This is a genomic window from Ancylobacter pratisalsi (genome assembly GCF_010669125.1).
Taxonomy (GTDB): Bacteria; Pseudomonadota; Alphaproteobacteria; order Rhizobiales; family Xanthobacteraceae; genus Ancylobacter; species Ancylobacter pratisalsi.
Map to the genome: position 1 here is coordinate 2,248,397 of NZ_CP048630.1, position 25,333 is coordinate 2,273,729.

Annotated in this window: 22 protein-coding genes; 18 read left to right on the plus strand and 4 right to left on the minus strand. The window is 67.4% G+C overall.

Going from position 1 to position 25,333, the window contains the following annotated elements; translation table 11 throughout:
* The first annotated feature begins 312 nt into the window (after positions 1–312).
* The 3 genes from G3A50_RS10675 to G3A50_RS10685 all read left to right on the plus strand — a co-directional run bounded on the left by G3A50_RS10675 (position 313) and on the right by G3A50_RS10685 (position 2,731).
* Positions 313–1,044, plus strand: coding sequence for a GntR family transcriptional regulator (locus tag G3A50_RS10675; protein ID WP_163075268.1), 732 nt, complete (start codon positions 313–315; stop codon positions 1,042–1,044).
* A 342-nt stretch (positions 1,045–1,386) separates the two neighbouring features.
* Complete coding sequence (locus G3A50_RS10680) at positions 1,387–1,857, plus strand: tellurite resistance TerB family protein (protein ID WP_163075269.1); 471 nt, start codon at positions 1,387–1,389, stop codon at positions 1,855–1,857.
* Between the two features lie 139 nt (positions 1,858–1,996).
* Positions 1,997–2,731: a glutamine amidotransferase gene (locus G3A50_RS10685; RefSeq protein WP_163075270.1), complete on the plus strand. Its 735-nt coding sequence runs from the start codon at positions 1,997–1,999 to the stop codon at positions 2,729–2,731.
* A 21-nt stretch (positions 2,732–2,752) separates the two neighbouring features.
* Here the strand turns inward: G3A50_RS10685 and G3A50_RS10690 are convergent, their stop codons facing one another.
* On the minus strand, positions 2,753–3,373 hold the full coding sequence (locus tag G3A50_RS10690) for a TetR/AcrR family transcriptional regulator (RefSeq protein WP_163075271.1): 621 nt from the start codon (positions 3,371–3,373) through the stop codon (positions 2,753–2,755).
* Positions 3,374–3,508: 135 nt separating this feature from the next.
* Between G3A50_RS10690 and G3A50_RS10695 the strand changes: the two genes are divergently transcribed.
* The 15 genes from G3A50_RS10695 to glpK all read left to right on the plus strand — a co-directional run bounded on the left by G3A50_RS10695 (position 3,509) and on the right by glpK (position 20,443).
* Positions 3,509–4,588, plus strand: coding sequence for a putative urea ABC transporter substrate-binding protein (locus tag G3A50_RS10695; protein WP_163075272.1), 1,080 nt, complete (start codon positions 3,509–3,511; stop codon positions 4,586–4,588).
* A gap of 137 nt (positions 4,589–4,725) precedes the next feature.
* A complete protein-coding gene (locus tag G3A50_RS10700) occupies positions 4,726–5,544 on the plus strand; it encodes an ABC transporter permease (protein WP_163075273.1) in 819 nt (272 codons plus the stop codon).
* Complete coding sequence (locus tag G3A50_RS10705; RefSeq protein WP_163075274.1) at positions 5,545–6,381, plus strand: ABC transporter ATP-binding protein; 837 nt, start codon at positions 5,545–5,547, stop codon at positions 6,379–6,381. It begins immediately after the preceding gene.
* A gap of 5 nt (positions 6,382–6,386) precedes the next feature.
* Positions 6,387–7,700, plus strand: coding sequence for an NtaA/DmoA family FMN-dependent monooxygenase (locus G3A50_RS10710; RefSeq protein WP_163075275.1), 1,314 nt, complete (start codon positions 6,387–6,389; stop codon positions 7,698–7,700).
* Between the two features lie 54 nt (positions 7,701–7,754).
* Positions 7,755–8,300, plus strand: coding sequence for a flavin reductase (locus G3A50_RS10715; protein ID WP_163075276.1), 546 nt, complete (start codon positions 7,755–7,757; stop codon positions 8,298–8,300).
* Positions 8,301–8,812: 512 nt separating this feature from the next.
* Complete coding sequence (locus G3A50_RS10720; protein ID WP_163075277.1) at positions 8,813–9,799, plus strand: ABC transporter substrate-binding protein; 987 nt, start codon at positions 8,813–8,815, stop codon at positions 9,797–9,799.
* A gap of 72 nt (positions 9,800–9,871) precedes the next feature.
* Positions 9,872–10,675 carry an ABC transporter permease gene (locus tag G3A50_RS10725; protein ID WP_163075278.1) on the plus strand — a complete coding sequence of 268 codons (804 nt, stop codon included), beginning with the start codon at positions 9,872–9,874 and terminating at the stop codon, positions 10,673–10,675.
* Positions 10,663–11,508, plus strand: coding sequence for an ABC transporter ATP-binding protein (locus G3A50_RS10730; protein ID WP_163075279.1), 846 nt, complete (start codon positions 10,663–10,665; stop codon positions 11,506–11,508). Before G3A50_RS10725 ends, G3A50_RS10730 begins: the two co-directional genes overlap by 13 nt.
* Before the next feature lie 46 nt (positions 11,509–11,554).
* Entirely contained in the window at positions 11,555–12,343 is a 789-nt protein-coding gene (locus G3A50_RS10735; RefSeq protein ID WP_163075280.1) for an SDR family NAD(P)-dependent oxidoreductase, read from the plus strand.
* Between the two features lie 111 nt (positions 12,344–12,454).
* Positions 12,455–13,783, plus strand: coding sequence for a histidinol dehydrogenase (gene hisD / locus G3A50_RS10740; RefSeq protein WP_163075281.1), 1,329 nt, complete (start codon positions 12,455–12,457; stop codon positions 13,781–13,783).
* A 3-nt stretch (positions 13,784–13,786) separates the two neighbouring features.
* Positions 13,787–14,803 carry a zinc-dependent alcohol dehydrogenase gene (locus tag G3A50_RS10745; RefSeq protein WP_163075282.1) on the plus strand — a complete coding sequence of 339 codons (1,017 nt, stop codon included), beginning with the start codon at positions 13,787–13,789 and terminating at the stop codon, positions 14,801–14,803.
* A 65-nt stretch (positions 14,804–14,868) separates the two neighbouring features.
* Positions 14,869–16,119, plus strand: coding sequence for a phosphotransferase (locus G3A50_RS10750; protein WP_425483472.1), 1,251 nt, complete (start codon positions 14,869–14,871; stop codon positions 16,117–16,119).
* The gene (locus G3A50_RS10755) at positions 16,116–17,261 is read left to right on the plus strand and encodes an alpha-hydroxy acid oxidase (RefSeq protein WP_163075284.1); all 1,146 of its coding nucleotides are present in this window, start codon (positions 16,116–16,118) and stop codon (positions 17,259–17,261) included. Before G3A50_RS10750 ends, G3A50_RS10755 begins: the two co-directional genes overlap by 4 nt.
* 132 nt (positions 17,262–17,393) lie before the next feature.
* Positions 17,394–18,947 (plus strand): glycerol-3-phosphate dehydrogenase, encoded by a 1,554-nt coding sequence (gene glpD, locus G3A50_RS10760; protein ID WP_163075285.1) that lies wholly within the window; start codon positions 17,394–17,396, stop codon positions 18,945–18,947.
* Complete coding sequence (gene glpK, locus G3A50_RS10765; protein WP_163075286.1) at positions 18,944–20,443, plus strand: glycerol kinase GlpK; 1,500 nt, start codon at positions 18,944–18,946, stop codon at positions 20,441–20,443. The genes glpD and glpK overlap by 4 nt, the downstream gene beginning before the upstream one ends.
* Positions 20,444–20,836: 393 nt before the next feature.
* Here the strand turns inward: glpK and uraD are convergent, their stop codons facing one another.
* The 3 genes from uraD to G3A50_RS10780 are packed head-to-tail and all read right to left on the minus strand — an operon-like array spanning position 20,837 to position 25,319.
* On the minus strand, positions 20,837–21,724 hold the full coding sequence (gene uraD, locus G3A50_RS10770) for a 2-oxo-4-hydroxy-4-carboxy-5-ureidoimidazoline decarboxylase (RefSeq protein ID WP_163075287.1): 888 nt from the start codon (positions 21,722–21,724) through the stop codon (positions 20,837–20,839).
* A complete protein-coding gene (locus G3A50_RS10775; protein ID WP_163075288.1) occupies positions 21,721–24,498 on the minus strand; it encodes a molybdopterin-dependent oxidoreductase in 2,778 nt (925 codons plus the stop codon). Before G3A50_RS10775 ends, uraD begins: the two co-directional genes overlap by 4 nt.
* Entirely contained in the window at positions 24,495–25,319 is an 825-nt protein-coding gene (locus tag G3A50_RS10780) for an FAD binding domain-containing protein (protein ID WP_163075289.1), read from the minus strand. Before G3A50_RS10780 ends, G3A50_RS10775 begins: the two co-directional genes overlap by 4 nt.
* Between the last annotated feature and the right edge of the window lie 14 nt (positions 25,320–25,333).

Below are 25,333 nucleotides of genomic sequence, written 5' to 3' on the forward strand. Positions count from 1 at the left end.
ACGCGGCGGGCGTCTAAGCGGCCTGAATCCCGAGGGATCCGGCCGTCGCCCATGCGAAGAGCGGCCCAGCCGCTCCCCGCCGGCTCCCTCACCCCCCGGAGAGCGGAGATCGGGCAAAACGGGCGCCCCACGCGCCGCGTAGCCGCCCAGAACAGAAGGCGGGCCGCGACCGAACGGGGCGATGCCGCAGGCGAACGGGGAACGGGAGGCAACGCACATGTTCCAGTTTTTTGACAACGCACTTCATTCGCGATCCCGTGGCCAATGCCACACAGGCGGCCGCGTGAGCCGACGTTTCGGGAAATGGGCACGATGATGAGCATCGAGAGCACCATTCGCCGTGTAAACGGGGGAGCCGCCAAGCTCTCGGTCGCGCCGCTGGAGGACACCTCCACCTTCAAGAACCGCGCCTATACCGCGCTCAAGGAAGTCATCGTCTCGCTCAATATCTACGACCAGCCCAACGAGGTTCGCCTCGACGAGCGCCAGCTCGCCCAGAGCCTCGGCGTCAGCCGCACCCCGGTGCGCGAGGCCATGGCCCAGCTGGAGCGCGAGGGTTTCGTGCATTCGGTGCCGCGCCGCGGCATCTATGTGGTGCGCAAGACCCGGCGCGAAGTGATCGAGATGATCCAGGTCTGGGCCGCGCTGGAAAGCCTGGCCGCCCGGCTCATCACCCTCCACGCCACGGATGAGGAGATCGGCCGGCTGCGCGAGATGTTCACCTCGTTCGAGGACGGCGAAGCCGCGCCGCACGTCAAGCTCGACGAATATTCGGAAGTGAACATCCAGTTCCACCAGACCATCATCGCGATGGGCGGCAACGGGATTCTGATCAATCTCGCCGAGAACCTGTTCACCCATATGCGCATGATCCGCCGCAAGACCATTGGCGAGGAAGACCGCGCCAACCGGTCGATTCAGGATCACCTCGCCATCATCCAGGCGCTGGAGGCCCGCGACACCAGCGCCGCCGAGCTGCTGGTGCGCAATCACGCGCTGGGTCTGGCCGACCATGTGGCGCGTTTCGCCGACTATCTCGAATAGAGCGCGCCGGGGCCGCGGCGCGCTCTCGCGCCCGTCGTGGTCCGCAGGTCGCGTCAGACGTCCATGCTCACCTCTCCCCCGGCGGGTTCCTCGACCCCGTCGGGTCTTTTTGTGACTCCCGGTCTTTAAGGCCTTCCGGTTTGAGGCCTCGTACCGGTCCTGCGGTATCCTGATCGCGTCGCCCGGTGTGGCGCGGTTGCACCGCAGCGGCGGCGATGCATCCGCGCGGGCGCGGCGGCGTTGCACGGCTGGCGCGATTGCGTTACCGACGAGACAGGGGCCCGGCTGGGTCCTTCATTTCCCTTGTTTTGTCCGTCCACACCCGCGGGAGAGCCGGCCGGCATGCTGCGCAGTCTGACCGACTTCATCGCCGATATCGCCGGGGGCCGCCGCGAGGCCAGCTTTGCCGAGAATGATTACCGCCTGGCCGCCGCCGCGCTGCTGGTTCATGTGGTGACCATTGACGGCGTGATCGGCGCCGAGGAGATGGCCAAGCTGCGCCGCCTCATCGCCGCGCGCTTTTCGCTTGACGAGGACGACGCCAAAACCCTGCTTGAGGCCGCGATCGCGCGCGATGCGGAAGCGGTCGATCTCTACACTTTCACCAGCGTCCTCAACCGCGCCCTCGACGAGGCCGGCCGCCTGCGCATCGTCGAGATGATGTTCGAGGTGGGGTATGCCGATGGCGGCCTGACCGAGTTCGAGGACAATCTGGTCTGGCGCGCGGCGGAGCTGCTCAATGTCAGCTCCCGCGACCGTGTGGAAATCCGCAAGAGGGTGCGTGACGGCTTCGAGGACGGCGGCACGGACTGAGGCCTCCGTCTGACGCGGCCATCTGACGTGGCCGGCGGATAAAACAGATCTTGCCTCGAAAGCGCCGAATCTGGCGTTTTCCTTGCTTGCCTGTTGGTCCATTCGCGCCTCGCGCGTGTCTGATTGGTGCTGGAGACGGATGCCGCTACCTGTCCTGATCGTGCTTCACCAGGAGCATTCCTCTCCCGGACGGGTCGGACGTCTGCTGCTTGAGCGTGGCCACGCGCTGGATATTCGCCGTCCCTGCCTCGGGCATGCGCTGCCGGACACGCTGCAGGGCCATGCGGGGGCGGTGATCTTCGGCGGGCCCCAAAGCGCCAATGACTGCCATGACTATGTGAAGGCGGAGATCGACTGGATCGATGTGCCGCTCAGCGAGGGCAAGCCGTATCTGGGCATCTGCCTCGGCGCGCAGATGCTGGCCCGCCGGCTCGGCGCGCGCGTCGCCCCGCACCCGCAGGGGCTGGTCGAGATCGGCTATTACCCGATCCGCGCCACGGGCGCGGGCTCCTCGTTGTTGGCCACGCCGGCCGAGGCGCCGATGTGCGGGCTGTGGCCCGATCGCGTCTATCACTGGCACCGCGAGGGTTTCGAACTCGCCAGCGGCGCCGAGCTGCTCGCCGAGGGCGAGGCGTTTCCCAACCAGGCGTTCCGTTATGGCACGAGCGCGTTCGGCATCCAGTTCCATCCGGAAGTGACGCACCAGATGATGTGCCGCTGGACCGTGCGCGGCAGCGAGCGGCTCAATCTGCCGGGCGCGCGGCCTACCAAGGCCCATTTCCTCGACCGGCTGCAGCATGACGGGCGCATCCGGCTCTGGCTCGACGCTTTTCTCGACCACTGGCTGGCGAGCGGCCGGACCTCGGCCGCCTGACGCCGGCGAAGGGCGTGGCCGTCAGGCCATGTGCGGCTGCGGCGCCAGCATGACGTCGACGAATTCCCCGAGGTCGCGAATGTCTTCCGCGATCCGGTTGTCCCGCCGGCTGGCGGAAGCGTGGAAGATGCCGTCGAGCATCAGGCCGATCCGCCGGGCGGTCTTGGCGGTGTCGATGCGCCCGAATTCGCCCGCCGCGATGCCGCGCCGGAGCGCGTCTTCGAGCAGCGCCTTCTCGCGATCATAGAAGCCCGCGATCATGGCCTCGACCTCGGGGTCCCCGGTGCCGGCGCTGGCATGGTCCGACATCAGCTTCACCATCAGCGCGGTGGTGGAGGCGAAGGAAATGTGGGTTTCGAGCCAGGCGCGGATCTCATCGCGCGGCCCGCCGGTGGAAACCCGGCGCTCCTCGAAGCCGACCATGAGCTGCTCGATTGCGTGGCCGAGCGCGCGGCGCACCAGATCGTCCTTGTTGTCGAAATAGTGGTAGAGCAGGCCGACATTGATGCCGCACACCATCGCGATGTCGCGCACGGTGACGACGGAATAGTGCCGCGCGGCGAACAGCCTGAGCGCTTCCTCGAGGATCATCTCCCGGCGCTCGGCCGGTTGCAGGCGTCGTCTCGCCGCCTTCGCGGTCATCTGGTTTCCTCCGTAGAAGTACGGAATTTTTTGCCTTGCCTGTATGCTATGCATGCCCATTTGTTAGGCTTGCAGTCGATATTAAGTCACCGTTTAATAGCCTGGTCCAGCCAATTCGACCAGGAGCAGCCCCTCATGAAGCGTATCTTACAGGCTGCGGCCGTCGCCGTCGGTCTCGCCGCCACGACCTTCGCGGGTTCGCTCCCCGCCGACGCCGCGCCGAAGAAGAGTTTCAAGCTCGCCTACACGGTCTATATCGGTTTCATGCCGTTCGCCTATCTCAAGCAGTCCGGCATCATGAAGAAGTGGGCCGACAAATACGGGATCGAGGTCGATCTCATCCAGGCCAACGACTATGTCGGCAGCGTCAACCAGTTCATCGCCGGTGAGATCGACGCGGTCGGCGTGGCGTCCATGGACGGGCTGACCATGCCGGCGGCGGGCGGGGTGGATACCTCGGTCTTCCTCATCACCGACTATTCCAACGGCAACGACATCGTGCTGTCGAAGACCGCCAAGACGGTGAAGGATCTGGTCGGGCAGGACGTCTACCTGCTGCAGTACTCGGTCTCGCACTACCTGCTGAACCGCGCGCTGCAGATGAACGGGGTCGAGGACACTTCCGCCGCCAAGGCGATCAACATCTCCGACGCCGAGATCTCCGCGGCCTATGTCTCGCAGGACACCGTGAAGAACGCGGTGTCGTGGAAGCCGCTGACCGAGGACATGGAGAAGGTGCCGGGCACCACGGTGCTGTTCGATTCGTCGAAGATCCCCGGCGAGATCATGGACGTGTTCATCGGCAACACCGCCAATATCAAGGACAACCCGGACTTCGCCAAGGCCGTTACCGGCGCCTGGTACGAGGCGCTCGGCATCCTCAAGGCCGGCGGGCCGAAGGCGGATGAAATGCGCGCCGTGATGACCAGCGCCATGGGCACCGATGCCGGCGGCCTGCAGTCGCAGCTCGACACCACCCACTTCTTCTACACCCCGGCCGAGGCCTACGCTTTCCTCACCTCGCCCGAGAACGAGAAGATCTGGGACAGCATCCGCACTTTCTGCTTCGACCAGGGCCTGTTCGGCCAGGGCGCGACCAGCGTGGATTCGATCGGCATCGAAGTCGCCGACGGCACGGTGCTCGGCGACAAGGGCAACATCAAGATGCGGGTCAACCCGACCTTCACCAAGGAAGCGATCGACGGCAAGCTCTGAGCCCGGCCGTCCGCTTCCCGCATGATCTCCGGCGCGGGACCCGAGTTCCGCGTCGGCCCCCCGTCTGAACCGACACCAACCGGCAGTCCGTCGCGCGCGCGTCCGCGCCCGACCGTTTGTGCCCGGAAGGCCCGCTCATGCGCCGCATCATCAACTACGCGCCCCGCCCCGGCGTCCGGATCCTGCTCGCAATCCTGCCCTTCGTGGCGGTGCTGGCGATCTATCTGCTGGCCTCCAATGCGCGTCTCGCCATCGAGCCGAACGACAAGCTCATGCCGTCCTTCGCCACCTTCTGGGCGACGATCGTGCGGCTGGCGACCACGCTCGACATCGCCACCAAGCAGTACCTGTTCTGGTGGGATACCTGGCTCAGCCTGTGGCGGCTGTTCGTCGGGCTCGGCATCGCGGCGCTGCTGGGGCTGGTGCTGGGCATCCTTGTCGGCTTCATCCCCTATCTGCGCGTGACCTTCGAGCCGTTCTTCGCCGCCTTCTCGCTGATCCCGCCACTGGCGGTGCTGCCGATCCTGTTCATCCTCTTCGGACTCGGCGAACTGTCGAAAATCGTGCTCATCGTGTTCGGCATCGCGCCCTTCATCATCCGCGACGTGATGCTGCGCGTGGCCTCGCTGCCCAATGAGCAGATCGTGAAGGCGCAGACGCTGGGCGCCTCGACCTGGCAGATGATCTCCGGCGTGGTGCTGCCGCAGGTGATGCCGCGCCTGCTCGATTCGGTGCGCCTCTCGCTGGGCGCGGCGTGGCTGTTCGTCATCGCGGCGGAGGCGATCACCGCCGAGGGCGGGCTCGGCTACCGCATCTTCCTGGTGCGCCGCTATCTCGCGATGGACGTGATCCTGCCCTACGTCATCTGGATCACCTTCCTTGCCTTTCTCATGGATTACGCGCTGCGCAAGCTCGCCGCCGCGGCCTATCCGTGGGACCAGATCAAGGCGGCCTGAATGACCAAGATCGTCATCGACAATGTCTGGAAGGAATATGAGGACCGCGTCGTCCTGGAGCGGGTCAACCTCACGCTCGACGACCACGAATTCCTCGTCATCATCGGTCCCTCGGGGGTCGGCAAGACCACGCTGCTGCGGCTGCTGCTGAGCCAGGAGACCCCCACGCGCGGGCGCATCCTGATCGATGGCGAGCCGATCGCGAGCGAGCCGACCGCCGATCGCGGCGTGGTGTTCCAGCGCTACTCGGTGTTCCCCCACCGCACCGTGCTCGGCAATGTGATGCTGGGCCCGCAATGGGCGGCATCCCCGGTGCTGGGGCGCCTGTTCGGGGAGCGCCGGCGCGCGCTGGAGGCGCGGGCCATGGGCCTGCTCGACCGTGTCGGCCTTGCCGAGCATGCGGGCAAATACCCCGCCCAGCTCTCGGGCGGTATGCAGCAGCGCCTCGCCCTGGCGCAGGCGCTGATCATGAAGCCGAAGGTGCTGCTGCTGGACGAGCCCTTCGGCGCGCTCGACCCCGGCACCCGCAAGTCGATGCACCAGCTGGTGCGCGAATTGTGGGAGGAGAACGAGATGACCATCGTCATGGTCACCCACGACCTTTCCGAGGCCTTCCTGCTCGGCACCCGCGTCATCGCGGTCGATCGCCCGCGCAACGACCCGCAGGCGCCCGAGCGGTTCGGCGCCACCATCGCCTCGGACTTCGAGGCCAAGATCCGCGCCGTGCGCGACTCCCGCCGTTTTGAGAGCGAGCGCGAGACGGTGCGCCTCACCCTCGCCACTTCCAATGACCTGCCCGCGGATGGCTCGCCCGTCCGCACCCTTGTGAAGGACTGACGTCAATGGCCGACAAGCGCTTCCACCTCGCCTGGTTCATGAACTTCACGCCCGACGAATGGCGCGAGCCGTTCGGCCAGGGCGGCAATCCGTGGGATGGCCAGTTCTACATCGAGATGGCCCAGGCCATGGAGCGCGCCTGCTTCGATCTCATTATGATCGAGGACAAACTCATGGTGCCGGAGACCTATGGCGGCTCGCGCGACCTGTCGCTCAAGCACGCCATGATGGTGCCGAAGGCCGATCCCGCCCCGCTCGCGGTGGCCATGGGCATGGCGACGAGGCATCTCGGCGTGGTCGCCACCATGTCCACGATGGCCTATCCGCCCTTCATGCTGGCGCGCCTGTCCTCCACCATCGACAGCCTCACCAAGGGCCGCTTCGGCTGGAACGTCGTCACCTCGGCCGAGGACCTGATGGCGAAGAATTTCGGCATGGACAAGCTGCCTCCGCGCGAGGACCGCTACGCCATGGCCGAGGAGTACATGGAAGTCTGCGAGAAGCTGTTCAACAGCTGGGAGCCGGACGCCGTGGTGCTCGACCGCAAGAACGGCATCTATGCCGACGGCTCGAAGGTGCACACCATCGACCACAAGGGCACCTTCTACCAGGTGCGCGGTCCGCTCAACACCGTGCCCTCGCCCCAGCGCCGCCCGGTCTACCTGCAGGCCGGCGCGTCCCCGCGCGGGCGTGATTTCGCCGCCCGGCATGCCGATGCCATCGTCTCGGTGGCGAACGGGGTCGAGGGCATGAAGGCGTTCCGCGCCGACATCCGCGCCCGCGTCGAAAAGCTGGGTCGCGACCCGGACGACATCAAGGTGTTCTTCTGCATCTGCCCCAGCCTCGGCGAGACCGAGGAGGAGGCACACGCCCGCTACCGCAACGTCACCATGTCGGACAATTTCGTCACCGACGTGCTGATCTCGATCTCCGCCATCACCGAGATCGACTTCTCGCAGTTCGAGCTCGACAAGCCGCTGCCGGAGAAGCTGGTGACCAATGGCGAGTCCGGCACGCTCGACAAGTTCCAGCAGTGGGGCTCGGGCAAGACGCTGCGCCAGCTCGCGGCCGATGGCGGCGGTGGTCTGGTCTCCTCGATGGAGCTGATCGGCACGCCCGCGCAGGTCGCCGAGAAGATGGGCGCCGCCATGGCCGAGGTCGGCGGCGACGGCTTCCTCATCACCACGCCCGTGCTGCGCGTCTCGCGCCGCTACATCGCCGAGATCTGCGACGGGCTGGTGCCGGAGCTGCAGGCCCGCGGCCTCACCCGCACCGAATACAAGCACCAGCTGCTGCGCGACAATCTCAGGGAATTCTGAGGCGGTCGCCGGCATCTTTTAGCCGGCTCATGAACTACGGGAATGGAGGCCGACATGGCGCCGTCGATCCGCAGTGATGAACGCGACCCGGACGAGGGCGCGCCTCCCGCCGTCACCCGGCAGGACTACCGCAATGCCATGGCCCGCCTTGGCGCGGCGGTGACGATCGTGACCACCGACGGCCCCGGCGGGCGTCACGGCTTCACCGCCTCGGCGGTGTGCTCGGTCACCGACAGCCCGCCGACGCTGCTGGTCTGCCTCAACAGGGGCAGTTCGGCGAGCGCGGCGATCCATGCCAACGGGGTGTTGTGCGTGAACACGCTTGGCGGCGGGCATGAGCATCTGTCCAATCTGTTCGGCGGACGCACCCCGCCCGCCGAACGTTTCGCCGCCGGCGAATGGAAGGTCTCGGCCACCGGCGCGCCGATGCTGCTCGACGCGGTCGCCGCCTTCGATTGCCGGATCGTGCGCAGCGTGGAGGTCGGCACCCATGATGTGCTGTTCTGCGAGGTGGTGGGTCTTGCCCAGGGCGGCGCGCGCGAGGGGCTGATCTATTTCAGCCGCCGCTACCACGCGGTCGTCGGGGAGCCGGACGCGTGAGCCCGGCCTGCGGAGCTCCGGATCGTGCCGGGAGCCGGGCCGAAGGGCCGCTGCCACGCGGGCGCGGCCTGGCGAGGGCGGGGGGCAAAGATCAGGCATGCGCCATCGCGGCAGCTTCCCTTTGGGGAAGGAAATCCCCGGTGCACCACGGTTTCCGGCTTACGTGGGCAAACCGGCCCTGACACCAGATCAGGCGGTTTGCGCCTAAAAGATAGGCGTGCCTGAATAGTGGATTTGGCATAGCGTCACAACTGTCCCGCATCGGCGGTGATGGCTTGGCGGGAAAGCCTAAGCGTCTGCAATCAGGCCGGTTTCGCGGTGCTAAAGATAAGCACTATGGCAGTGCATGCGAGAGCGGCGAGTGTCTTGGATCTGCCCATGGTTGTGCCCGGCGCCGACAGGTTCACGGGCAGGCCCATGGGTAGGTCCACAGACAGGTCCGAGGGAATTTTCGACAGGGCGCGCAGGCGCCGGTTCATTGCCCAGCGTTACATCCTCAGGGAGACCCCATCATGCTGACTAAGAGCCTGCGCCGGTGCCTCGCCGGCGTGTTCACCGGAACGATCATGGCCGCGGCGGCGGCGCAGCCCGCTTCCGCCGGCACGATCTCGATCGGCCATACGGTCTGGGTCGGCTACGGGCCGCTCTATCTCGCCAAGGAGCTTGGCTACTTCAAGGAGAACGGCGTTGACGTCGAGCTTCAGGTGGTGGACGATTCCGCGCTCGCCATGGCCGCCCAGGCCGGCGGCAAGCTGGATGGCACCGCCACCACGCTGGACGAGATCCTGAAGTACCGTTCCGACAAGTTCTGCTTCAAGGCGGTGGCGCTGTTCGACGAGAGCCATGGCGGCGACGGCATGGTCTCGGTCAAGGAGATCAACTCGCTGGCCGACCTGAAGGGCAAGACCGTCGCCCTCAACGAGGGCTCCACCTCGCAGTTCTGGTTCTCCTACCTGCTCAAGAAGGAAGGCATCCCGCTGAAGGACGTCGAAGTGCTCAACATGAGCGCCGATGCCGCAGCCGCCGCCTTCATCGCCGGCCAGGTGCCGGTCGCCGTGACCTGGGAGCCGAACCTCACCCTGGTGAAGACCAAGAACGCGGGCAAGGTGCTGATGGACAGCGCCGCCACGCCGGGCGTCATCATCGACGTGCTCGAGCTTTCCTGCTCGGTGCTGAAGGACCGCCCCGCGGATGCCAAGGGCTTCATCGCCGGCCTGCAGAAGGCGGTCGACTACATCAAGGAAAACCCCGAGAAGGCCTATGCCATCATGGCCAAGGGCGTCGGCGGCTATCTGACCGATCCCAAGGACTTCGCCGACGCCGCGTCCGGCGTGAAGTTCTACGACAAGCAGATGACCATTGATTACTTCGGCACCCTGCAGAAGCCCGGCCCGGCGGCCGACGTGATCGCGCTCGGCAACGAGATCTGGACCGACCTCGGCAAGATCAAGGCCCCGGTCACCTACGAAGAAGTCATCGACCCCAGCTTCACCCAGTGAGTACCGCCGGGGAGGCGCGGACGGTTCCCGCGCCTCCCCGGTCCCAACCTTTAGCGCCGGAAACCAGTTGCAATGGCTCGCAAGCGTTCCGTCATCGATCTGTGTCTCACGCCCAAGGCCGAAGTGCCCGGCCCGGTGCGCTATGTGGTCTCGACGCTGGTCTGGCTGCTGGTGATCGCCGTGTGGTCCGGCCTGACCTATGGCGGGGTGATGGCGGACATCTTCCTGCCCTCGCCCTCGGCGGTGCTCGGCGCCTTCTTCCGGCTCACCGAGGACGGCACGCTCAGTCAGCACATCTGGGCGAGCCTGCAGGTGGTGATCACCGGCTTCGTCATCTCCTCCATCCTCGCCGTTCCGCTCGGGCTGCTCATGGGCACGTTCCGGGTGGTGCAGGCCGGGCTTGAGCCGCTGGTGAACTTCATCCGCTACCTGCCGGTCACCTCTTTCGTGCCGCTGTTCATCCTGTGGATCGGCATCGGCATCGAGCAGCGCATCACGGTCATCTTCTTCGGCACCTTCTTCCAGCAGCTGATCATGGTCGCCGACGTCTCGCGCGGGGTGTCGAAGGATTTGCTCAATGCCTCCTACACGCTCGGCGCCACGCGGCGCGACGCGGTGCTGCACGTGCTGACGCCGGCGGCGCTGCCGGGGATCATGGACACGCTGCGCATCACCATGGGCTGGGCGTGGACCTATCTCGTCGTCGCCGAGCTGGTCGCCGCCTCCTCCGGGCTCGGCTACATCTCGATGAAGGCGATGCGCGGCTTCCAGGTCGACGTGATCTTCCTCGCCATCGCGGTCATCGGCCTGCTCGGCCTGATCACCGACCTGATCTTCCGTCTCGTCAGCAAGAGGCTCGTGCCATGGGCGTCGTGAAAGCCAGCGCCGTCACCGCCAGCGACGTGGTGCCCTTTCCCGAGGCCGCGCCCACGCAGCCGCGCCTGCGCATCGAGGATGTGCGCCTCGAATACACCACGCGTGGCAAGACCGTGGTGGCGATCGACAACATCTCCATCGATGTTCCCGACAACGAATTCGCCGTCATCGTCGGCCCCTCGGGCTGCGGCAAGTCGAGCCTGCTCTATCTCGTCGCCGGCCTCAACGAGCCGACCTCCGGCGAGATCCTGCTCGGCGACAAGGAAGTGCACGGCCCCGGCCCGGACCGGGGCATGGTGTTCCAGTCCTACACGCTTTTCCCCTGGCTCACCGTGCGCGAAAACGTCGAGTTCGGCCTGAAGCGGCGCGGGATGCCGGCGGCCGAGCGCGAGGAGATCGTCAACCGCTACCTCAACGAAACCGGCCTCGCCGCCTTCCACGACGCCTACCCCAAGCAGCTGTCCGGCGGCATGATGCAGCGCGTGGCCATTGCCCGTGCGCTGGCCAACGACCCCAAGATCCTGTTGATGGACGAGCCGTTCGGCGCGCTCGACAGCCAGACCCGCAGCTCCATGCAGCGCCTGCTGCTGCGGGTGTGGGAGCAGCACCACAAGACCGTGCTGTTCGTCACCCACGACATTGACGAGGCGATCCTGCTCGGCGACCGCATCTATGTGATGACCGCCCGCCCCGGCCGGCTGAAGGAAGAGGTGGTGGTGCCGATCGCCCGGCCGCGCTCGCTCGACATGGTCATGGACCCGGCCTTCATCGCGGTGAAGCGCCGCATCCTCGATCTGCTGAAGAACGAGATCAAGGACGACGACGAGCACTGATGCCCCCCGCCTCGCCCTCCCGCAGGCGCCCGAGCGGCGTGCGCCGATGAACCCGCCCTCGCTGTTCGATCTCACCGGGCGCCGGGCCCTGGTCACCGGCGCCAGCCGGGGCATCGGCCGCCAGCTCGCCACCGCGCTGGCCTCCGCCGGGGCGGATGTCGCCGTGGCGGCGCGCCAGGCGGCCTCGCTGGGCGACACGGTGGCCGATATCGAAGCGCTCGGCCGGCGCGCCGTGCCGCTCGCCCTCGACGTGACCGAGGTCGAGGCCTGCCGCGCCGGGGTGGAGGCGGCGGCCACGGCATTGGGCGGGCTCGACATCCTCGTCAACAATGCCGGCATGGAGCAGGTCTGCCCCTCGCTTGAGGTCGAGGAAGCGCTGTGGGACCAGATTCTGGACACCAATCTCAAGGGCGCCTTCTTCTGCGCCCAGGCCGCCGCGCGGGTGATGCGCGGGGCGGGCACGGGCAGCGGCGCGGCGGGCGGTGCCATCATCAATCTGTGTTCGCTCACCTCCGAGGTCGGCATTCCCACTGCGGTGCCCTATGGCTCCTCCAAATCCGGCCTTCTGGGCATGACGCGGGCGCTGGCGGCGGAATGGGCGGGCCTCGGCATCCGCGTCAACGCCATCGCGCCGGGTTACTTCCGCACCAGCATGACCGACGTGTTCTACGCCGATGAGGGCTGGCAGGCGGGCATGCTGGCGAAGATCCCGATGCGCCGCTTCGGCGCTCTGGCCGATCTCGACGGCATCGCCATCTTCCTCGCCGCCGATGCGTCGGCCTACATCACCGGCCAGTGCTTCCCGGTCGATGGCGGCTTTCTCGCCTCGATCTGACGGCCGGTCCCGCACGCCCATTGGGCAGCGGAAGCCAAAATTTGGTCTCCCACCCGCACCAATATGGCTATACATATTGCCGTCTCGAAAGCGCGGTCCTGAGGTTTGGTCATGCCCGATATCTGCAATTTCCACGAGCTCGCGACCCTGGATGCGCCCGCCCGCGCGGCCCTGCTGCGGCGCTCGGAGACGGATCTCTCCGGCTTCATCGAAAAGGTGCGCCCGATCGTCGAGGCGGTGCGCCTTGAGGGCGACGTGGCGCTGGCCCGCTTCGGGCGCGAACTCGACAAGGCCGACATCACGCCGGACCGGCTGAAGGTCACCGAGGCCGAGTTCGACGCCGCCTTCGCCCTGGTCGAGCCCGAGGTGATCGATTCGATCAATTTCGGCATTTCCAACATCCGCAGCTTTCACGAGGAACAGGCCCCCGAGCCGATGTGGCTGAAGGAGGTGCGCCCCGGCGCCTTCGCGGGCGATCGCTGGACGCCGATCGAATCGGTCGCGCTCTACGTGCCGCGCGGCAAGGGCGCTTTCCCCTCGGTGACGATGATGACGGCGGTGCCGGCCGCCGTTGCGGGGGTGAAGAACATCGCCATCGTCACCCCGCCCACCGCGACCGGCGGCGTCGATGCGGCGACGCTGGTCGCCGCGCGGCTCGCCGGCGTCGAGACGGTCTACAAGTGCGGCGGTGCCCAGGCGGTGGCGGCGGTGGCTTATGGAACCGAGACCGTGGGCCGGGCGATCAAGATCGTCGGTCCCGGTTCGCCCTGGCTGGTGGCGGCCAAGCGCCTGCTGTCCGACATCATCGATACCGGGCTGCCCGCCGGCCCTTCCGAGGCGCTGATCTTCGCCGATGGCACGGTGAACGGCGCGGTAGCCGCGCTCGACCTGCTGATCGAGGCGGAGCACGGGCCGGACAGCTCCGCCTATCTCGTCACCCATTCGCGCGAGGTGGCGGAAGCCGCCCTGAAGGCGCTGCCGGAACACTGGGCACGGATGACGCCGCAGCGCGTCGCGTTTTCCAAGGCGGTGCTCACGGGCAAGAGCGGCGGCATCGTGCTCACCTCCTCGGTTCAGGAGAGCATCGATTTCGTGAACGCCTACGCGCCCGAGCACCTCGAAATCCTGTCCACCGATCCCTTCGCCCATCTGGGGCGGATCACCGAGGCGGCCGAGGTGCTGATGGGTCCCTACACGCCCGTCACCATCGCCAATTTCACGCTGGGTCCCAATGCCGTGCTGCCGACCAGCCGCTGGGCGCGCACCTATGGGCCGCTTTCGGTGACGGATTTCCTCAAGCGGTCCTCGATTGGCTACGTCACCGGCGCCGCCTATCCCGAATTCGCCACGCATGCCCGCCGGCTGGCGCGCTATGAGGGCTTCTCCAGCCATGAAAACGCGGTCTCGGAGCTGCGCGACGAACTGCTGAAGCGCGGCTGAGCCATGCGGGCGGTTCGACTTCACGGTGCAGGCGACCTGCGCGTCGAGGAGGTGCCCTATCCGGGCGCCCCGGCGCCGGGATGGGTGCGGCTCACGGTCAGCGCCGCCGGCATTTGCGGGTCGGACATCCATAATTTCCGCACCGGGCAATGGATCTCCCGCGCGCCCTCCACCGCCGGCCACGAGCTGACGGGCGTCGTCGCCGAGGTCGGCGAGGATGTCGAGGGCCTCGATGTGGGCGCTACGGTGGTGGCCGATTCGCGCTTCTGGTGCGGTGCGTGCGCGGCGTGCCGGGCGGGCCGGCATCATCTGTGCGAAAGGCTGGGCTTCATTGGCGAGGCCTGCGACGGCGGCTTCGCGGAGGAAGTCGTGCTGCCGGCGCGCCTGCTGCTGCCGGTGTCCGCCGACATCGATCCGGCGGTCGCGGCCATGGCCGAGCCGCTGGCGGTGGCGCTGCATGCGGTGAAGCGGCTGGCGCCCCGGGCCGGCGAGCCGGTGCTGGTGGTGGGCTGCGGCCCCATAGGCGGGCTTGCCGCGCTGGTGCTGGCGCACCGTCATGACGGGCCGGTGCTGGTCGCCGACCGCAACCGCGCGCGGGCGCGTCTGGTGGCCGAGGTGACGGGCGCGCGGGTGGTGGCCATCGACGCCGGCGACATCCGTGGCGCGCTGGACGGGCGCCTGCCCGCCGCCGCCATCGAGGCGACCGGTTCCACCGCCGCGCTAGGGCATCTGATGGGGGTGATGGACGGCGACGGGCGGATCGCGCTGGTCGGCATCTTTCACGGCCGTCTCGACCTCGACCCGAACCTGCTGGTCGAGCGCGAACTGGCGATGATCGGCTGCCATGCCTTCACCGACGAGCTTGGAGCGGCGGTGGCGCTGCTTCCCACGCTCCACACCGCCCTCACGCGCCTGATCGACCGCCAGATCGGCCTCATCGACCTGCCCGATGCGTATGACCGCCTGATCGCCGGCGACACACAGGGTCTCAAGGTCATCGTGCGGCCGGGCCGGGCATGAGCACCCCCAGTCGCACCGCACAGATCCGCGCGCTCGCCCAGCGCGACCCGAGGCAGGCGGAGGCCCTGCTGGCCGCGTTGCTGGGCGACCTGTTCGCCATCAAGCCGTTGAATCTAAAGATCAATCACGACCGCTACAGTCTCAATTCGCTGAACGGGTTCTTCGACACGCAGGGCGAGGACGGCTCCGGCGGCGCCTTCTTCTTCAAGTTTCATCAGGAGGAGGGCGAGGAGGCGATGGCGGGCGAGTATTACCGCGCCGACATCCTCGCCCGCGCCGGCCTGCCGGTGGACCAGCCGGTGCATATGAGCGCGGAGCCGGGGGAGCAGATCCTGGTCTATCGCCGCCGCGACGAGCCGCGATTTTCCGATATATTGCGGGCACTTGACCTATCCGACGATGCCGCCGGGCGCGGCAGCGCGGTGGCGGCCGAGAAGGATCTGGGCGCCGCCCTGCTGGCGACCTATCTCGCGACCCTCCACCCGATCACGCCTGCCGAAGCCGCCGCCGAGCCGATCCACCGCCTGTTCCATGAACGTCTGATCGAGCGCGTCGGAGAGGGGCTTCCTCCGCGCTATCCCGCTGGGCGATATGGCGAATTCTATGTGGGAAAGCCGTTCGCCTTTCCCGGCGTGACGCTCGACTGGAACGATCTCTCGACGCGGCGTTTCACCGTCAACGCCATCACCTATGCGTCGACCCTCGGGCAGATCTTCGACGCCGCCGAGGCCCGGCTGCGCCCCGAGCGTCTCGCCGATGCCGGCGGGGTGGTCGCCCATGGCGACGCGCACAACGCCAATGTGTGGTTCTCGCAAGGCAGCGACGGCGCCCGCCTGTCCTTCTTCGACCCGGCCTTCGCCGGCGCCGGCGTGCCGACCCTGCTGGCGGAGGTAAAGACGACGTTTCACAACATCTTCGCCCATCCGTTCTGGCTCTATGACCCCGACCTCGCGAGCACGCGGTTCACCGCAAAAGCGCGGCTTGAACCGGGCCATATCGTGGTGGAAAGCGACTGGGAGATTACGCCCGTTCGCGCCGCGTTGCTGGACGTGAAGGCGGACGGCATCTGGCGCCCGCTGCTCGCGGAACTGAAGGCGCGTGGCATGTTGCCGGCCGACTGGCGCGCCGTCATCCGCCTGGCGCTGTTCCTGTGCCCGACCCTGGTGATGAACCTGCGTGCCGGCGCGCGCACGCATACCCCGCTCTCCTCCTTGATCGCCTTTTCCGTCGCCGTCATGGTCGGCTCCGAACCCGTGACAGGAGAAGACGTCGTGACCCGTTTCCTCGACCGAATCGATCCGGACGGTCCGCAATGAGCCTCATCAACGTCGCGGATGCCCGCCGCGCCGCCGAGCGCCGGCTGCCAAGGATCTTCTTCGATTATGTCGATGGCGGTGCCTTTGCGGAGGAAACGCTCAGGGCAAACCGCGAGGATTACGGCCGCTGGACGCTGGTACAGCGCGTTCTCAACGACATCTCGCAGCGTGATCTCTCCACCGGCTTCCTCGGCCAGCGCCATCGTCTGCCCTTCATGCTGGGGCCGGTGGGATTTTTGGGGCTGTACGCCGGCGGGGGCGAGATGGCGGCGGCGCGGGCGGCGGCGGCGGCGGGAATTCCGCTGTGCCTGTCCACCTTCTCCATCGCCTCGCTGACCGAATTGCGCGCCGCGACCACGGGCCCGCTGCAGTTCCAGCTCTATGTCATGTCCGATCGCGCCATCGGCGAGGAGCTGATCGCGCAGGCCCGCGCGGCGGGGGTCGAAACCCTCTACCTCACGGTCGACACCGCTATCACCGCCGTGCGCGAGCGCGACGTGCGCAATGGCTTTCGCTCGCTCACGCGCATCACCCCCTCGCTGGCCCTGCGGCTGGCGACCCGCCCGGCCTGGTGTCTGGACATGGCGCGCGCGGGCCTGCCTCAGGTCGGCGCGGTCAAGCACCGTCCCGAATTCGGCAAGGGCGTGCTGGAGCAGGCCAGCAATCTCTCGCGGCGAATCGATACCCGCCTGTCCTGGAAGGATGTGGACTGGCTGCGTGCGCGCTGGGATGGAAAGCTGGTTCTGAAGGGCATTCTGTCCCCGGAGGACGCACGTCTCGCGCACCGGGCCGGTGCCGACGCCATCGTCGTCTCCAATCATGGCGGGCGTCAGCTCGACGGGGCGGCCTCCACCATCGCGGCCCTTCCTGCGATTGCCGAGGCGCTGGCCGGCGACCTGGAGATCCTGTTCGATGGAGGCGTCCGGCGCGGGGCCGACATCGTCAAGGCGCTGGCGCTGGGGGCGTCCGGCGTGCTGCTCGGCCGGGCCTATGTCTATGGACTGGCGGCCGGCGGCGAGGCCGGCGTCGCGCGCATCATCGACCATCTTGCGGAGGAGGTGGACATCACGCTGGCGCTGATGGGGCTCACTTCCGTCGATGCACTGAAGCAGCGCGGGCGCGACGCGCTACGCCCGCGCTGAGGCGCGGATAGCGCCCGGACCGCCGATTAGTTTCGGTCAAAGCATTGAAATCCATCATTCGACCCGTATAGCGTCACCCGGGGCGGATACCGAAAGCGTCGGCCGCCGACCACGCATGTGTGGAGACGCCGCGTGAATCTAAAGGGCACGGACCCGGTCTACGATATCGCCATCATCGGCGGCGGGGTGAACGGTTGCGGCATTGCCCGCGATGCCGCCGGGCGGGGCGCCTCGGTGGTGCTGTTCGAGCAGGGCGATTTCGCCAGCGCCACCTCGTCGGCCTCCACCAAGCTGATCCATGGCGGGTTGCGCTATCTTGAGCAGTACGAGTTCCGGCTGGTGCGCGAGGCGCTCACCGAACGCGAAGTGCTGTGGAAGATCGCGCCCCACATCATTGGCCCGCTGCGTCTTGTGCTGCCCCACCAGAAGGGCCTGCGGCCAGCCTGGCTGCTGCGTCTTGGCCTGTTCATCTACGACCATCTCGGCGGGCGCAAGCTGCTGCCCGCGACCCGCACGCTGGACCTGGTGCGGGACCCGGCCGGCGTGCCGCTGCGCGAGGGCTATCGACGCGGCTTTGAGTATTCCGACTGCTGGGTGGATGACAGCCGGCTGGTCATTCTCAATGCGCTGGATGCCGCCGAGCGCGGCGCTGACATGCGCCACGGCTCCCGTGTCGTCTCGGCACGCCGCGAACCGGGGTTCTGGCGGATCGAGGTGGAGGAAGGCGGCGCGCGCCATCTCGTTCACGCCCGCGTGCTGGTCAATGCCGCCGGACCGTGGGTCCATGAGGTGCTGGCCGGGGTCGCCGGCGTCAATTCGCCAGCCTCGGTCCGTCTGGTTCAGGGCAGCCACATCGTGGTGCGCAAACTCTATGAGCACGACCGGGCCTATATCTTCCAGAATCCCGACGGGCGCATCATCTTCGCCATCCCATATCATGACGACTTCACGCTGATCGGCACCACGGATCGCGAATGGGGCCGTACGCCCGGCAAGCCATCCGCGAGCGAAGAGGAGATTGCCTATCTCTGCACCGCGGCCAGCGAGTATTTCCGCGTGCCGGTGACGCCCGGCGAGGTGGTGTGGACCTATTCCGGGGTGCGCCCGCTTTATGACGATGGCGCCTCCAAGGCCCAGGAAGCCACGCGCGACTATGTGTTGGAGCTGGACGACGCCGACGGGCGCGTGCCCGTGCTCTCGGTCTTCGGTGGCAAGATCACCACCTATCGCCGGCTGGCCGAACACGCGATGCAGAAGCTGGCGCCCTATCTTGCGTCCGCCTCCACCGCCTCCTGGACCGGCAAGGCGCCACTGCCCGGCGGCGATTTCGGGGTGGGCGACCGGGCGCGGATCGAAGGCCAGCTTCGCCGTGCGCACAGCTGGCTGGACGATGGGCTCGCGCGGCGTCTTGTGCAGAGCTACGGCACGCGCGCCATGCGCATTCTCGACGAGGCCCAGGGGCCGTCTGACCTTGGCACCGTGTTCGGTGCCGACCTCACCGAGGCGGAAGTGCGCTATCTGATGCGTGAAGAATGGGCGCGCACGGCCGAGGATGTGCTGTGGCGCCGCTCGAAGCTCGGCCTGCATTTCTCGGCCGAGCAAACGGCGTCGCTGGACGCCTTCATGCACCGGGCGGCGGACGAGATCTCCAATGCCGCCCGCACGAGCGGGAGCGTGCCGGCATGAGTTCCTACATTCTGGCCATCGATCAGGGCACCACCTCCTCGCGGGCGATCCTTTTCCGTCCCGACACCCGCATCGCCGCGCAGGCCCAGCAAGAGTTCGCGCAGCATTTCCCGTCCTCGGGCTGGGTTGAGCACGAGGCCGAGGATCTGTGGAGCACGACGCTCGAAACCTGCCGCCGGGTTATGGCCGAGGCCGGCGCGGGGCCGGCGGACATCGCCGCGATCGGCATTACCAACCAGCGCGAGACCGTGGTGGTCTGGGACCGCAAGACCGGTCAGGCGATCTACCGCGCCATCGTCTGGCAGGACCGGCGCACGGCCGCGCACTGCGCGCGGCTGAAGGCCGAGGGGCACGAGGCGCTGGTGAGCGCGCGCACCGGGCTCATCCTCGATCCCTACTTTTCGGCCACCAAGATCGGCTGGATCCTCGACCATGTGCCTGGTGCGCGGGCGCGGGCGAAGCGGGGCGAACTCGCATTCGGAACGGTTGACAGCTGGCTGCTGTGGCGGCTGACCGGCGGCAAGGTGCACGCGACCGATGTCACGAATGCCTCGCGGACCTCGCTGCTCGATATCCGCACCGGCCAGTGGGATGACGACATGCTCGCCCTGTTCGGCGTGCCGCGCTCCCTGTTGCCGGAGGTGAAGGAATGCGCCGATGATTTCGGCACCGCCCTGCCTGAACTGTTCGGCGCGCCGATCCCGATCCGCGGCGTGGCCGGCGACCAGCAGGCGGCTACGATCGGTCAGGCCTGCTTCCAGCCGGGCATGATCAAGTCGACCTATGGTACCGGCTGCTTCGCGCTTCTGAACACTGGCGAAACCGTTGTCACCTCGGCGAACCGGTTGCTCAGCACCATCGCGTACCAGATCGACGGGCAGCGCAGCTACGCGCTCGAAGGCTCGATCTTCGTGGCGGGTGCCGCCGTGCAGTGGCTGCGGGATGGCCTGGGCATCATCGACAGCTCGGAAGAGAGCGAGAAACTGGCGGAGGCCGCCGACCCGGCGCAGAACGTCTATCTGGTGCCGGCCTTCGTCGGCCTTGGCGCGCCGCACTGGAACCCGGATGTTCGCGGCGCGATGTTCGGTCTCACCCGTGCCACCACCGGCGCGGAGATCGCCCTCGCGACGTTGGAAAGCGTCTGCTACCAGACCGCCGATCTCATTGATGCGATGCATGCGGACTGGGCGGATGCGGGTGCGGGGTCGGTGCCGACCGTGCTGCGCGTCGATGGCGGCATGAGCGCGTCGAATCTCGCCATGCAGCGCCTCGCCGACATCCTCGCCGCCCCGGTCGACCGGCCGGCCGTGCGCGAGACGACGGCGCTCGGCGCCGCCTATGTCGCCGGCTACCGCGTCGGCCTGTTTCCGACCCCGGGGCATTTTGCCGATATGTGGCGGCTGGAGCGGCATTTCACGCCGGCCATGCCGGCGGCGACGCGCGAGCAAAAGCTTGAGGGCTGGCGCGATGCGGTACGCCGTCTCACCATGGCCTAGACACAGACATCATAAGCGGCGCCCGGCGCCTCGGTGCTCGGGCTGTCACCTTCCCGATACCCGATGAGATCTTTGCCTCAGTGATCGGACGAACCGGATGACGCAAAAAACAGGCATCGATCGGTCGCGTCACTTTCGGGAATATTATGCATGCCATGCACCTGTGCGGTGCCAAGCAGGTAATACCTGACAAAAAGTCTCATCCGCCGAACGTGCCGCGCCAAGGTCATGGGGGGAGTCCCGGTGCAAGGATCTTTACTCTTTGGTAACCATGACGTGATGTGAAGCAATATTCAACGAAACTCATTGCTTCGCCGCGTCATTGGCATGGTGCGTCGCACAATCGCCGGTGTGAGAGGCGTGGGGGGCCGACCTCGGATTAACCGGCCTTGCTCAGCTTCCGCGATAGGTCGAGTAGCTCCAGGGCGTCACCACCAGCGGCACGTGATAGTGGCCTTCCGGATCATCGATGCCGAAACGGATCGGCACCTGGTCGAGAAAGGGCTGGCCGGGGAGCGCCAGCCCGCGTGTGGCGAAATAGGCGCCGATATGGAACACCAGCTCATAGGTGCCGGTGCGCAGCGGCGCACCGGAGAGCAGCGGCCCATCGGTCCGCCCGTCGGCGTTGGTGAGCGCTTCCTTGAGCCGGGCCCGGCCGGAGGCGCCGACCTCGTAGAGTTCGACGCGCACATCCTGCGCCGGCCCACCCTTGTGGGTGTCGAGCACATGAGTGGAGAGCCGGCCCGCGATGAGGGGCATGCCGGGCCCCTCCACCCGCTCGACAAGGCGAAGGCGGGTGATATGGCCGATCTCGGCCAGCGCGGTGGCGAGTTCGACCTCGGGGGAATGCGCGAGGCGACGCTCGAAGGCGGCGAGCACCGCGTCGCGTGTCAGTCGGCGCACGCAGACGACGAAGGGAAAGCCGAAGCGCTCCCGATAGGCCGCGTTCAGGGTCTCAAAGCGCGCATATTCGGCGTCCGATAGCCGGTCCAACCCGAGCCCGGCCTGCTCGCTGACGGACGCGGGCGCGATGTCTCCCGCGCGTGCCGCCTTTCCCGCGAGATCGGGATGGGCCGAGACGAAGGCGATCTGCTGGTCGGTGGGCGCGATCCATACCGCCGCCATCAGCGCCTCATGCAGCGCCGCCACGCTGGCGAAGGGGCGCTCGCCATAGGCCGCCGCCGCGATCCACGGGGCGTGTTCGAAGACGCCGTCGAGAGCCGCGACGAAGCCGGGTTCGTCAAGGCCATTAAGGGTATCGAGGCTAAGGCGGTCGCTCACGGCATGTCCTCTTGGTCGGCGTCCTTCTGGTCGGGGAGCAGGGCGAACAGCATGTCTGCCTTGAACGGGGTCGCCCTGAGCCGCACGCCGGTGGCGTCGAAAATGGCGTTGGCGAGTGCCGGCGCAACCGGGTTGTACGGGCTTTCGCTCATCGATTTGGCGCCGAGGGGACCCACCGTGTCATGGGTATCGGCGAAGAACACTTCAGTGCGGGGCACATCGGCGAAGGCCGGGATGTGGTAGCCGCGAAATGAGGGGTTCGACACCGCGCCGCCGGCGTCGATGGTCAGATTCTCGTAAAGTGCCGCGCCCAGCGCCTGCGCCACGCCGCCTTCAATCTGGCCCCGACACTGCATCGGATTGATGACGGTGCCGGCGTCCGCGCCATGGACCGAGCGCAGGATGCGGATCTCGCCGGTGCGACGATGCACGGCGACGATGAAGCCCTGCACATTGAACGCGACGGAACGCGGTGAGCCGACGGCATGACCGGTCGCCTCCAGTGGCGCGAGAGCGCCAAGGGGCAGACGCGCATCGCCGGCCAGTACGACATCGGCTTCGATCCGGCAGTGCTCGGCGGGAACCTCGCTGCGTGCCGCCGCCGCCTGCCGGATGAGAGTGGCCAGCGTCTCGGCCGCACGGCGCGTGGCTTCGCCGGCGACCACGGTGCCGGTCGAGCCATAGGCCCCGGTGTCGTGGCCGACATAGTCGGTATCGGACTGGCGGACGCGGATCTGCTCAGCCGTTGTCCCGAGCAGCGTCGCGGCGATCTGGCGGTGCACGGTGGTGGTGCCGTTGCCGAATTCCGCCGTGCCGGTGTTGAGCTCGTACCTCCCGTCAGGCGCAAGCACGAGGCGCGTCTCGCCGACATGGCCGCGCGGGGGGATGGTGTCGATCATCGCCGCCCCGACGCCGCGCCCGATCAGCCAGTCATCGCCGCGCGGTTCCTCCGAGAGGGTGAGCGGCTGGCCTATCGTCTGCTCGACATGGTCGAGGCATTGATCGAGCCCATAGCTGCCCATCTCGACATCGTGCGGCCCGTCGTCGTGGGAGGTCATGGGATCGTGCGGCCCGATGACATTGAGCCGCCGGAACGCGAAGGGGTCGATGCCGAGCCTCCCAGCCAGCTCGTCCATGGCGGATTCGACCGCGAAGATGGTCTGGCTCAGGCCATAGCCGCGAAAGGCGCCGCTCGGCACCGTGTTGGTGTACACGGCCATGCCGTCGACGCGCTTGTTCGGGCAGCGATAGAGCGCGATGCATTCGCCGGCGCCATGGAACAGCACGCCCGTGCCGTGATTGCCATAGGCACCGGTGTTGGAGACCATGCGCATGGCGATGGCGGTGAGCCGGCCGTTCCGCCTCGCGCCGACTTTCAGCGTGACGCGAAAGGGGTGGCGGGTGGTTGAGGCGGCGAACTGCTCGGCGCGGGTGAATTCCAGTTTTACCGGCCGTCCGGTTTTGAGCACGGCGAGCGCGACGATGTCCTCGGTGAGCATCTCCTGCTTGCCGCCGAATCCGCCGCCGACGCGTTCGGCGAAGACGCGAACCTCCTCGCGCGGCAGGTCGAACAGAGTGGCGAGGGCGTCGCGGGTGAGAAACGGGGTCTGGGAGCTCGTGCGCACGTTGAGCCGCCCGCGCGCATCGCGCCAGCCTATGCAGCCATGGGTCTCCAGATGGGCATGCTGAACACGCTGGGTTTCGTAGGTCGCCTCGTGGATGACGTCGGCCTCGGCGAAACCGGCGTCGATATCGCCCACCCCCCCATGGACTTCGGCGACGATGTTGCGTCCCGGATCGGCGATCCGCGACGACGTCGTCTTGTCGGCGTGCAGCAGCGGGGCGCCGGGCGCGATTGCTTTCTCGGGGTCGAAGATCGCGGGGAGCAGCTCATAGTCGACATCGATCAGGTCACGGGCGGCTTCAGCCGCCGCCTCGCTGGTGGCGATCACGGCGGCGACGCGCTGGCCGATGAAGCGGATGACGGGGTCGAGGATCCGGGTGTCGTCGACGTCGTCGGTGGCGTGGTGGTGGCGTGCGGTCGAGAAATGGGCGGCCGGTGCGTCCTCATGCGTCAGAATCGCCACCACGCCCGGCGAAGCCTGCGCGGCCGCGGTATCGATGCGCAGTATCCGGGCATGGGGGTGCGGCGCGCGCAGGATCTTCATGTGCAGAAGCCCGTCGAGCGCGCCTTCCGGCATCACGTCCATGGTGTAGCGGGCCGCGCCGGTCACGATGGCCTGGCCGGCCGGGGCCGGCAGATTGCGCCCGCTGGCGGTGCCCGGCGCGTCTCGTTCCACATGGCACAGGCCGGCGACCGCATCGGCAATGGCGCGATAGCCGGTGCAGCGGCACAGATTGCCCTTCAGCGCATTGGGCAGATCCTGCTTCTGCGCCTGGTCGAGGGCGGCGGCGGTCATCACCATCCCAGCCGTGCAGAAGCCGCACTGGAAACCCTGCGCGTCGAGAAAGGCCCGCTGCATGGGATGCAGATGGTTGCCGGGCGAACCGTCGGAGGACGTGTCGGACGCAAGGTCCGGCGCCGTTTCGGCGAGCCCCTCGATGGTGACGACGCTGCGATCGGCGGCGCGATGGGCGGGGATCAGGCAGCTATGCACGGGCCGCCCGTCCAGATGCACCGTGCAGGCGCCGCAATCGCCCGCGTCGCAGCCCTTCTTCACGCCGAGCATGCCCCGTTCGCGCAGGAATGTGCGCAGGCATTGGCCGGGCCGAGGCTCGGCATCATGGAGCTTTCCGTTGATGAGAAAGCTCAAGCGGCCGCCTCCATCAGTTCCTCGCGGACTTCTTCCGCGAGAAGTCGGGTCATGTGCCGGCGCCAATCCGGTCGGCCATGTATGTCGTCATAATAGAGCGTATCGGGTATCGCATTGTCGATGGCACTCATCAGCGCGGCACGGCCGGGAATGGCGTCGAAGTCGATCCGTACCGGATGCCGGGTGGCGGCGGTGACCGTCAGGGCGAACGCGCCCTCGCGCGCCCGTGTCCCGATGATCAGCGCGCCGGAGCGGCCGAGCGGGGTGAGCGAGGCGCGGCGCAGCGCGGCGGAGCGGCGCAGCGCCTCGGCCGGGATCTCGACCGCGCGCAGGATTTCGTCCGGCTCGAGCGCGTTATCCATTGGGCCGCGCACGAAATCCAGCAGGCTCATCCGCCGTTCCGACCCGTCCGGCATCCAGATCACGCAGATCCCGTCGAGCGCGGCGCAGAGCGAGATCATCGGTCCCGCCGGCAGGGAGAGGCAGATGTTTCCGCCCACCGTCGCCATGTTCCAGATTTTGAACGAGGCCAGGAACGAACGGCAGCACTCGGGAATCAGCTGCGCGGCCGGCCATGCCGGCGGCGGCTCGAAGCCGTAGAGCGTGGCGATGGTGCAGGTGGCGGCGAGGGTGAGGCCGGCCTCATCGGCCCTCATCGGCGCCCAGTTAAGGTCGTTCAGGTCGATGAGCCGCTTGACCTTTGGCTGCGGTTCGGAAAACAGCCAGGTGCCGCCCGCGAGCAGAGCATCGCCGGGGCGCAAGCCGGCCAGTTCCTCGCGCCCGCGCGGTCTCACGACGGCCTTTACCGTATTGAGGTCCATGACCTGTCCGATAC

Coding starts and splice junctions, on each gene's coding strand:
- G3A50_RS10675 (WP_163075268.1), top strand. CDS start 313: ATGATGAGCATCGAGAGCACCATTCGCCGTGTAAACGGGGGAGCCGCC.
- G3A50_RS10680 (WP_163075269.1), top strand. CDS start 1,387: ATGCTGCGCAGTCTGACCGACTTCATCGCCGATATCGCCGGGGGCCGC.
- G3A50_RS10685 (WP_163075270.1), top strand. CDS start 1,997: ATGCCGCTACCTGTCCTGATCGTGCTTCACCAGGAGCATTCCTCTCCC.
- G3A50_RS10690 (WP_163075271.1), bottom strand. CDS start 3,373: ATGACCGCGAAGGCGGCGAGACGACGCCTGCAACCGGCCGAGCGCCGG.
- G3A50_RS10695 (WP_163075272.1), top strand. CDS start 3,509: ATGAAGCGTATCTTACAGGCTGCGGCCGTCGCCGTCGGTCTCGCCGCC.
- G3A50_RS10700 (WP_163075273.1), top strand. CDS start 4,726: ATGCGCCGCATCATCAACTACGCGCCCCGCCCCGGCGTCCGGATCCTG.
- G3A50_RS10705 (WP_163075274.1), top strand. CDS start 5,545: ATGACCAAGATCGTCATCGACAATGTCTGGAAGGAATATGAGGACCGC.
- G3A50_RS10710 (WP_163075275.1), top strand. CDS start 6,387: ATGGCCGACAAGCGCTTCCACCTCGCCTGGTTCATGAACTTCACGCCC.
- G3A50_RS10715 (WP_163075276.1), top strand. CDS start 7,755: ATGGCGCCGTCGATCCGCAGTGATGAACGCGACCCGGACGAGGGCGCG.
- G3A50_RS10720 (WP_163075277.1), top strand. CDS start 8,813: ATGCTGACTAAGAGCCTGCGCCGGTGCCTCGCCGGCGTGTTCACCGGA.
- G3A50_RS10725 (WP_163075278.1), top strand. CDS start 9,872: ATGGCTCGCAAGCGTTCCGTCATCGATCTGTGTCTCACGCCCAAGGCC.
- G3A50_RS10730 (WP_163075279.1), top strand. CDS start 10,663: ATGGGCGTCGTGAAAGCCAGCGCCGTCACCGCCAGCGACGTGGTGCCC.
- G3A50_RS10735 (WP_163075280.1), top strand. CDS start 11,555: ATGAACCCGCCCTCGCTGTTCGATCTCACCGGGCGCCGGGCCCTGGTC.
- hisD (WP_163075281.1), top strand. CDS start 12,455: ATGCCCGATATCTGCAATTTCCACGAGCTCGCGACCCTGGATGCGCCC.
- G3A50_RS10745 (WP_163075282.1), top strand. CDS start 13,787: ATGCGGGCGGTTCGACTTCACGGTGCAGGCGACCTGCGCGTCGAGGAG.
- G3A50_RS10755 (WP_163075284.1), top strand. CDS start 16,116: ATGAGCCTCATCAACGTCGCGGATGCCCGCCGCGCCGCCGAGCGCCGG.
- glpK (WP_163075286.1), top strand. CDS start 18,944: ATGAGTTCCTACATTCTGGCCATCGATCAGGGCACCACCTCCTCGCGG.
- G3A50_RS10780 (WP_163075289.1), bottom strand. CDS start 25,319: ATGGACCTCAATACGGTAAAGGCCGTCGTGAGACCGCGCGGGCGCGAG.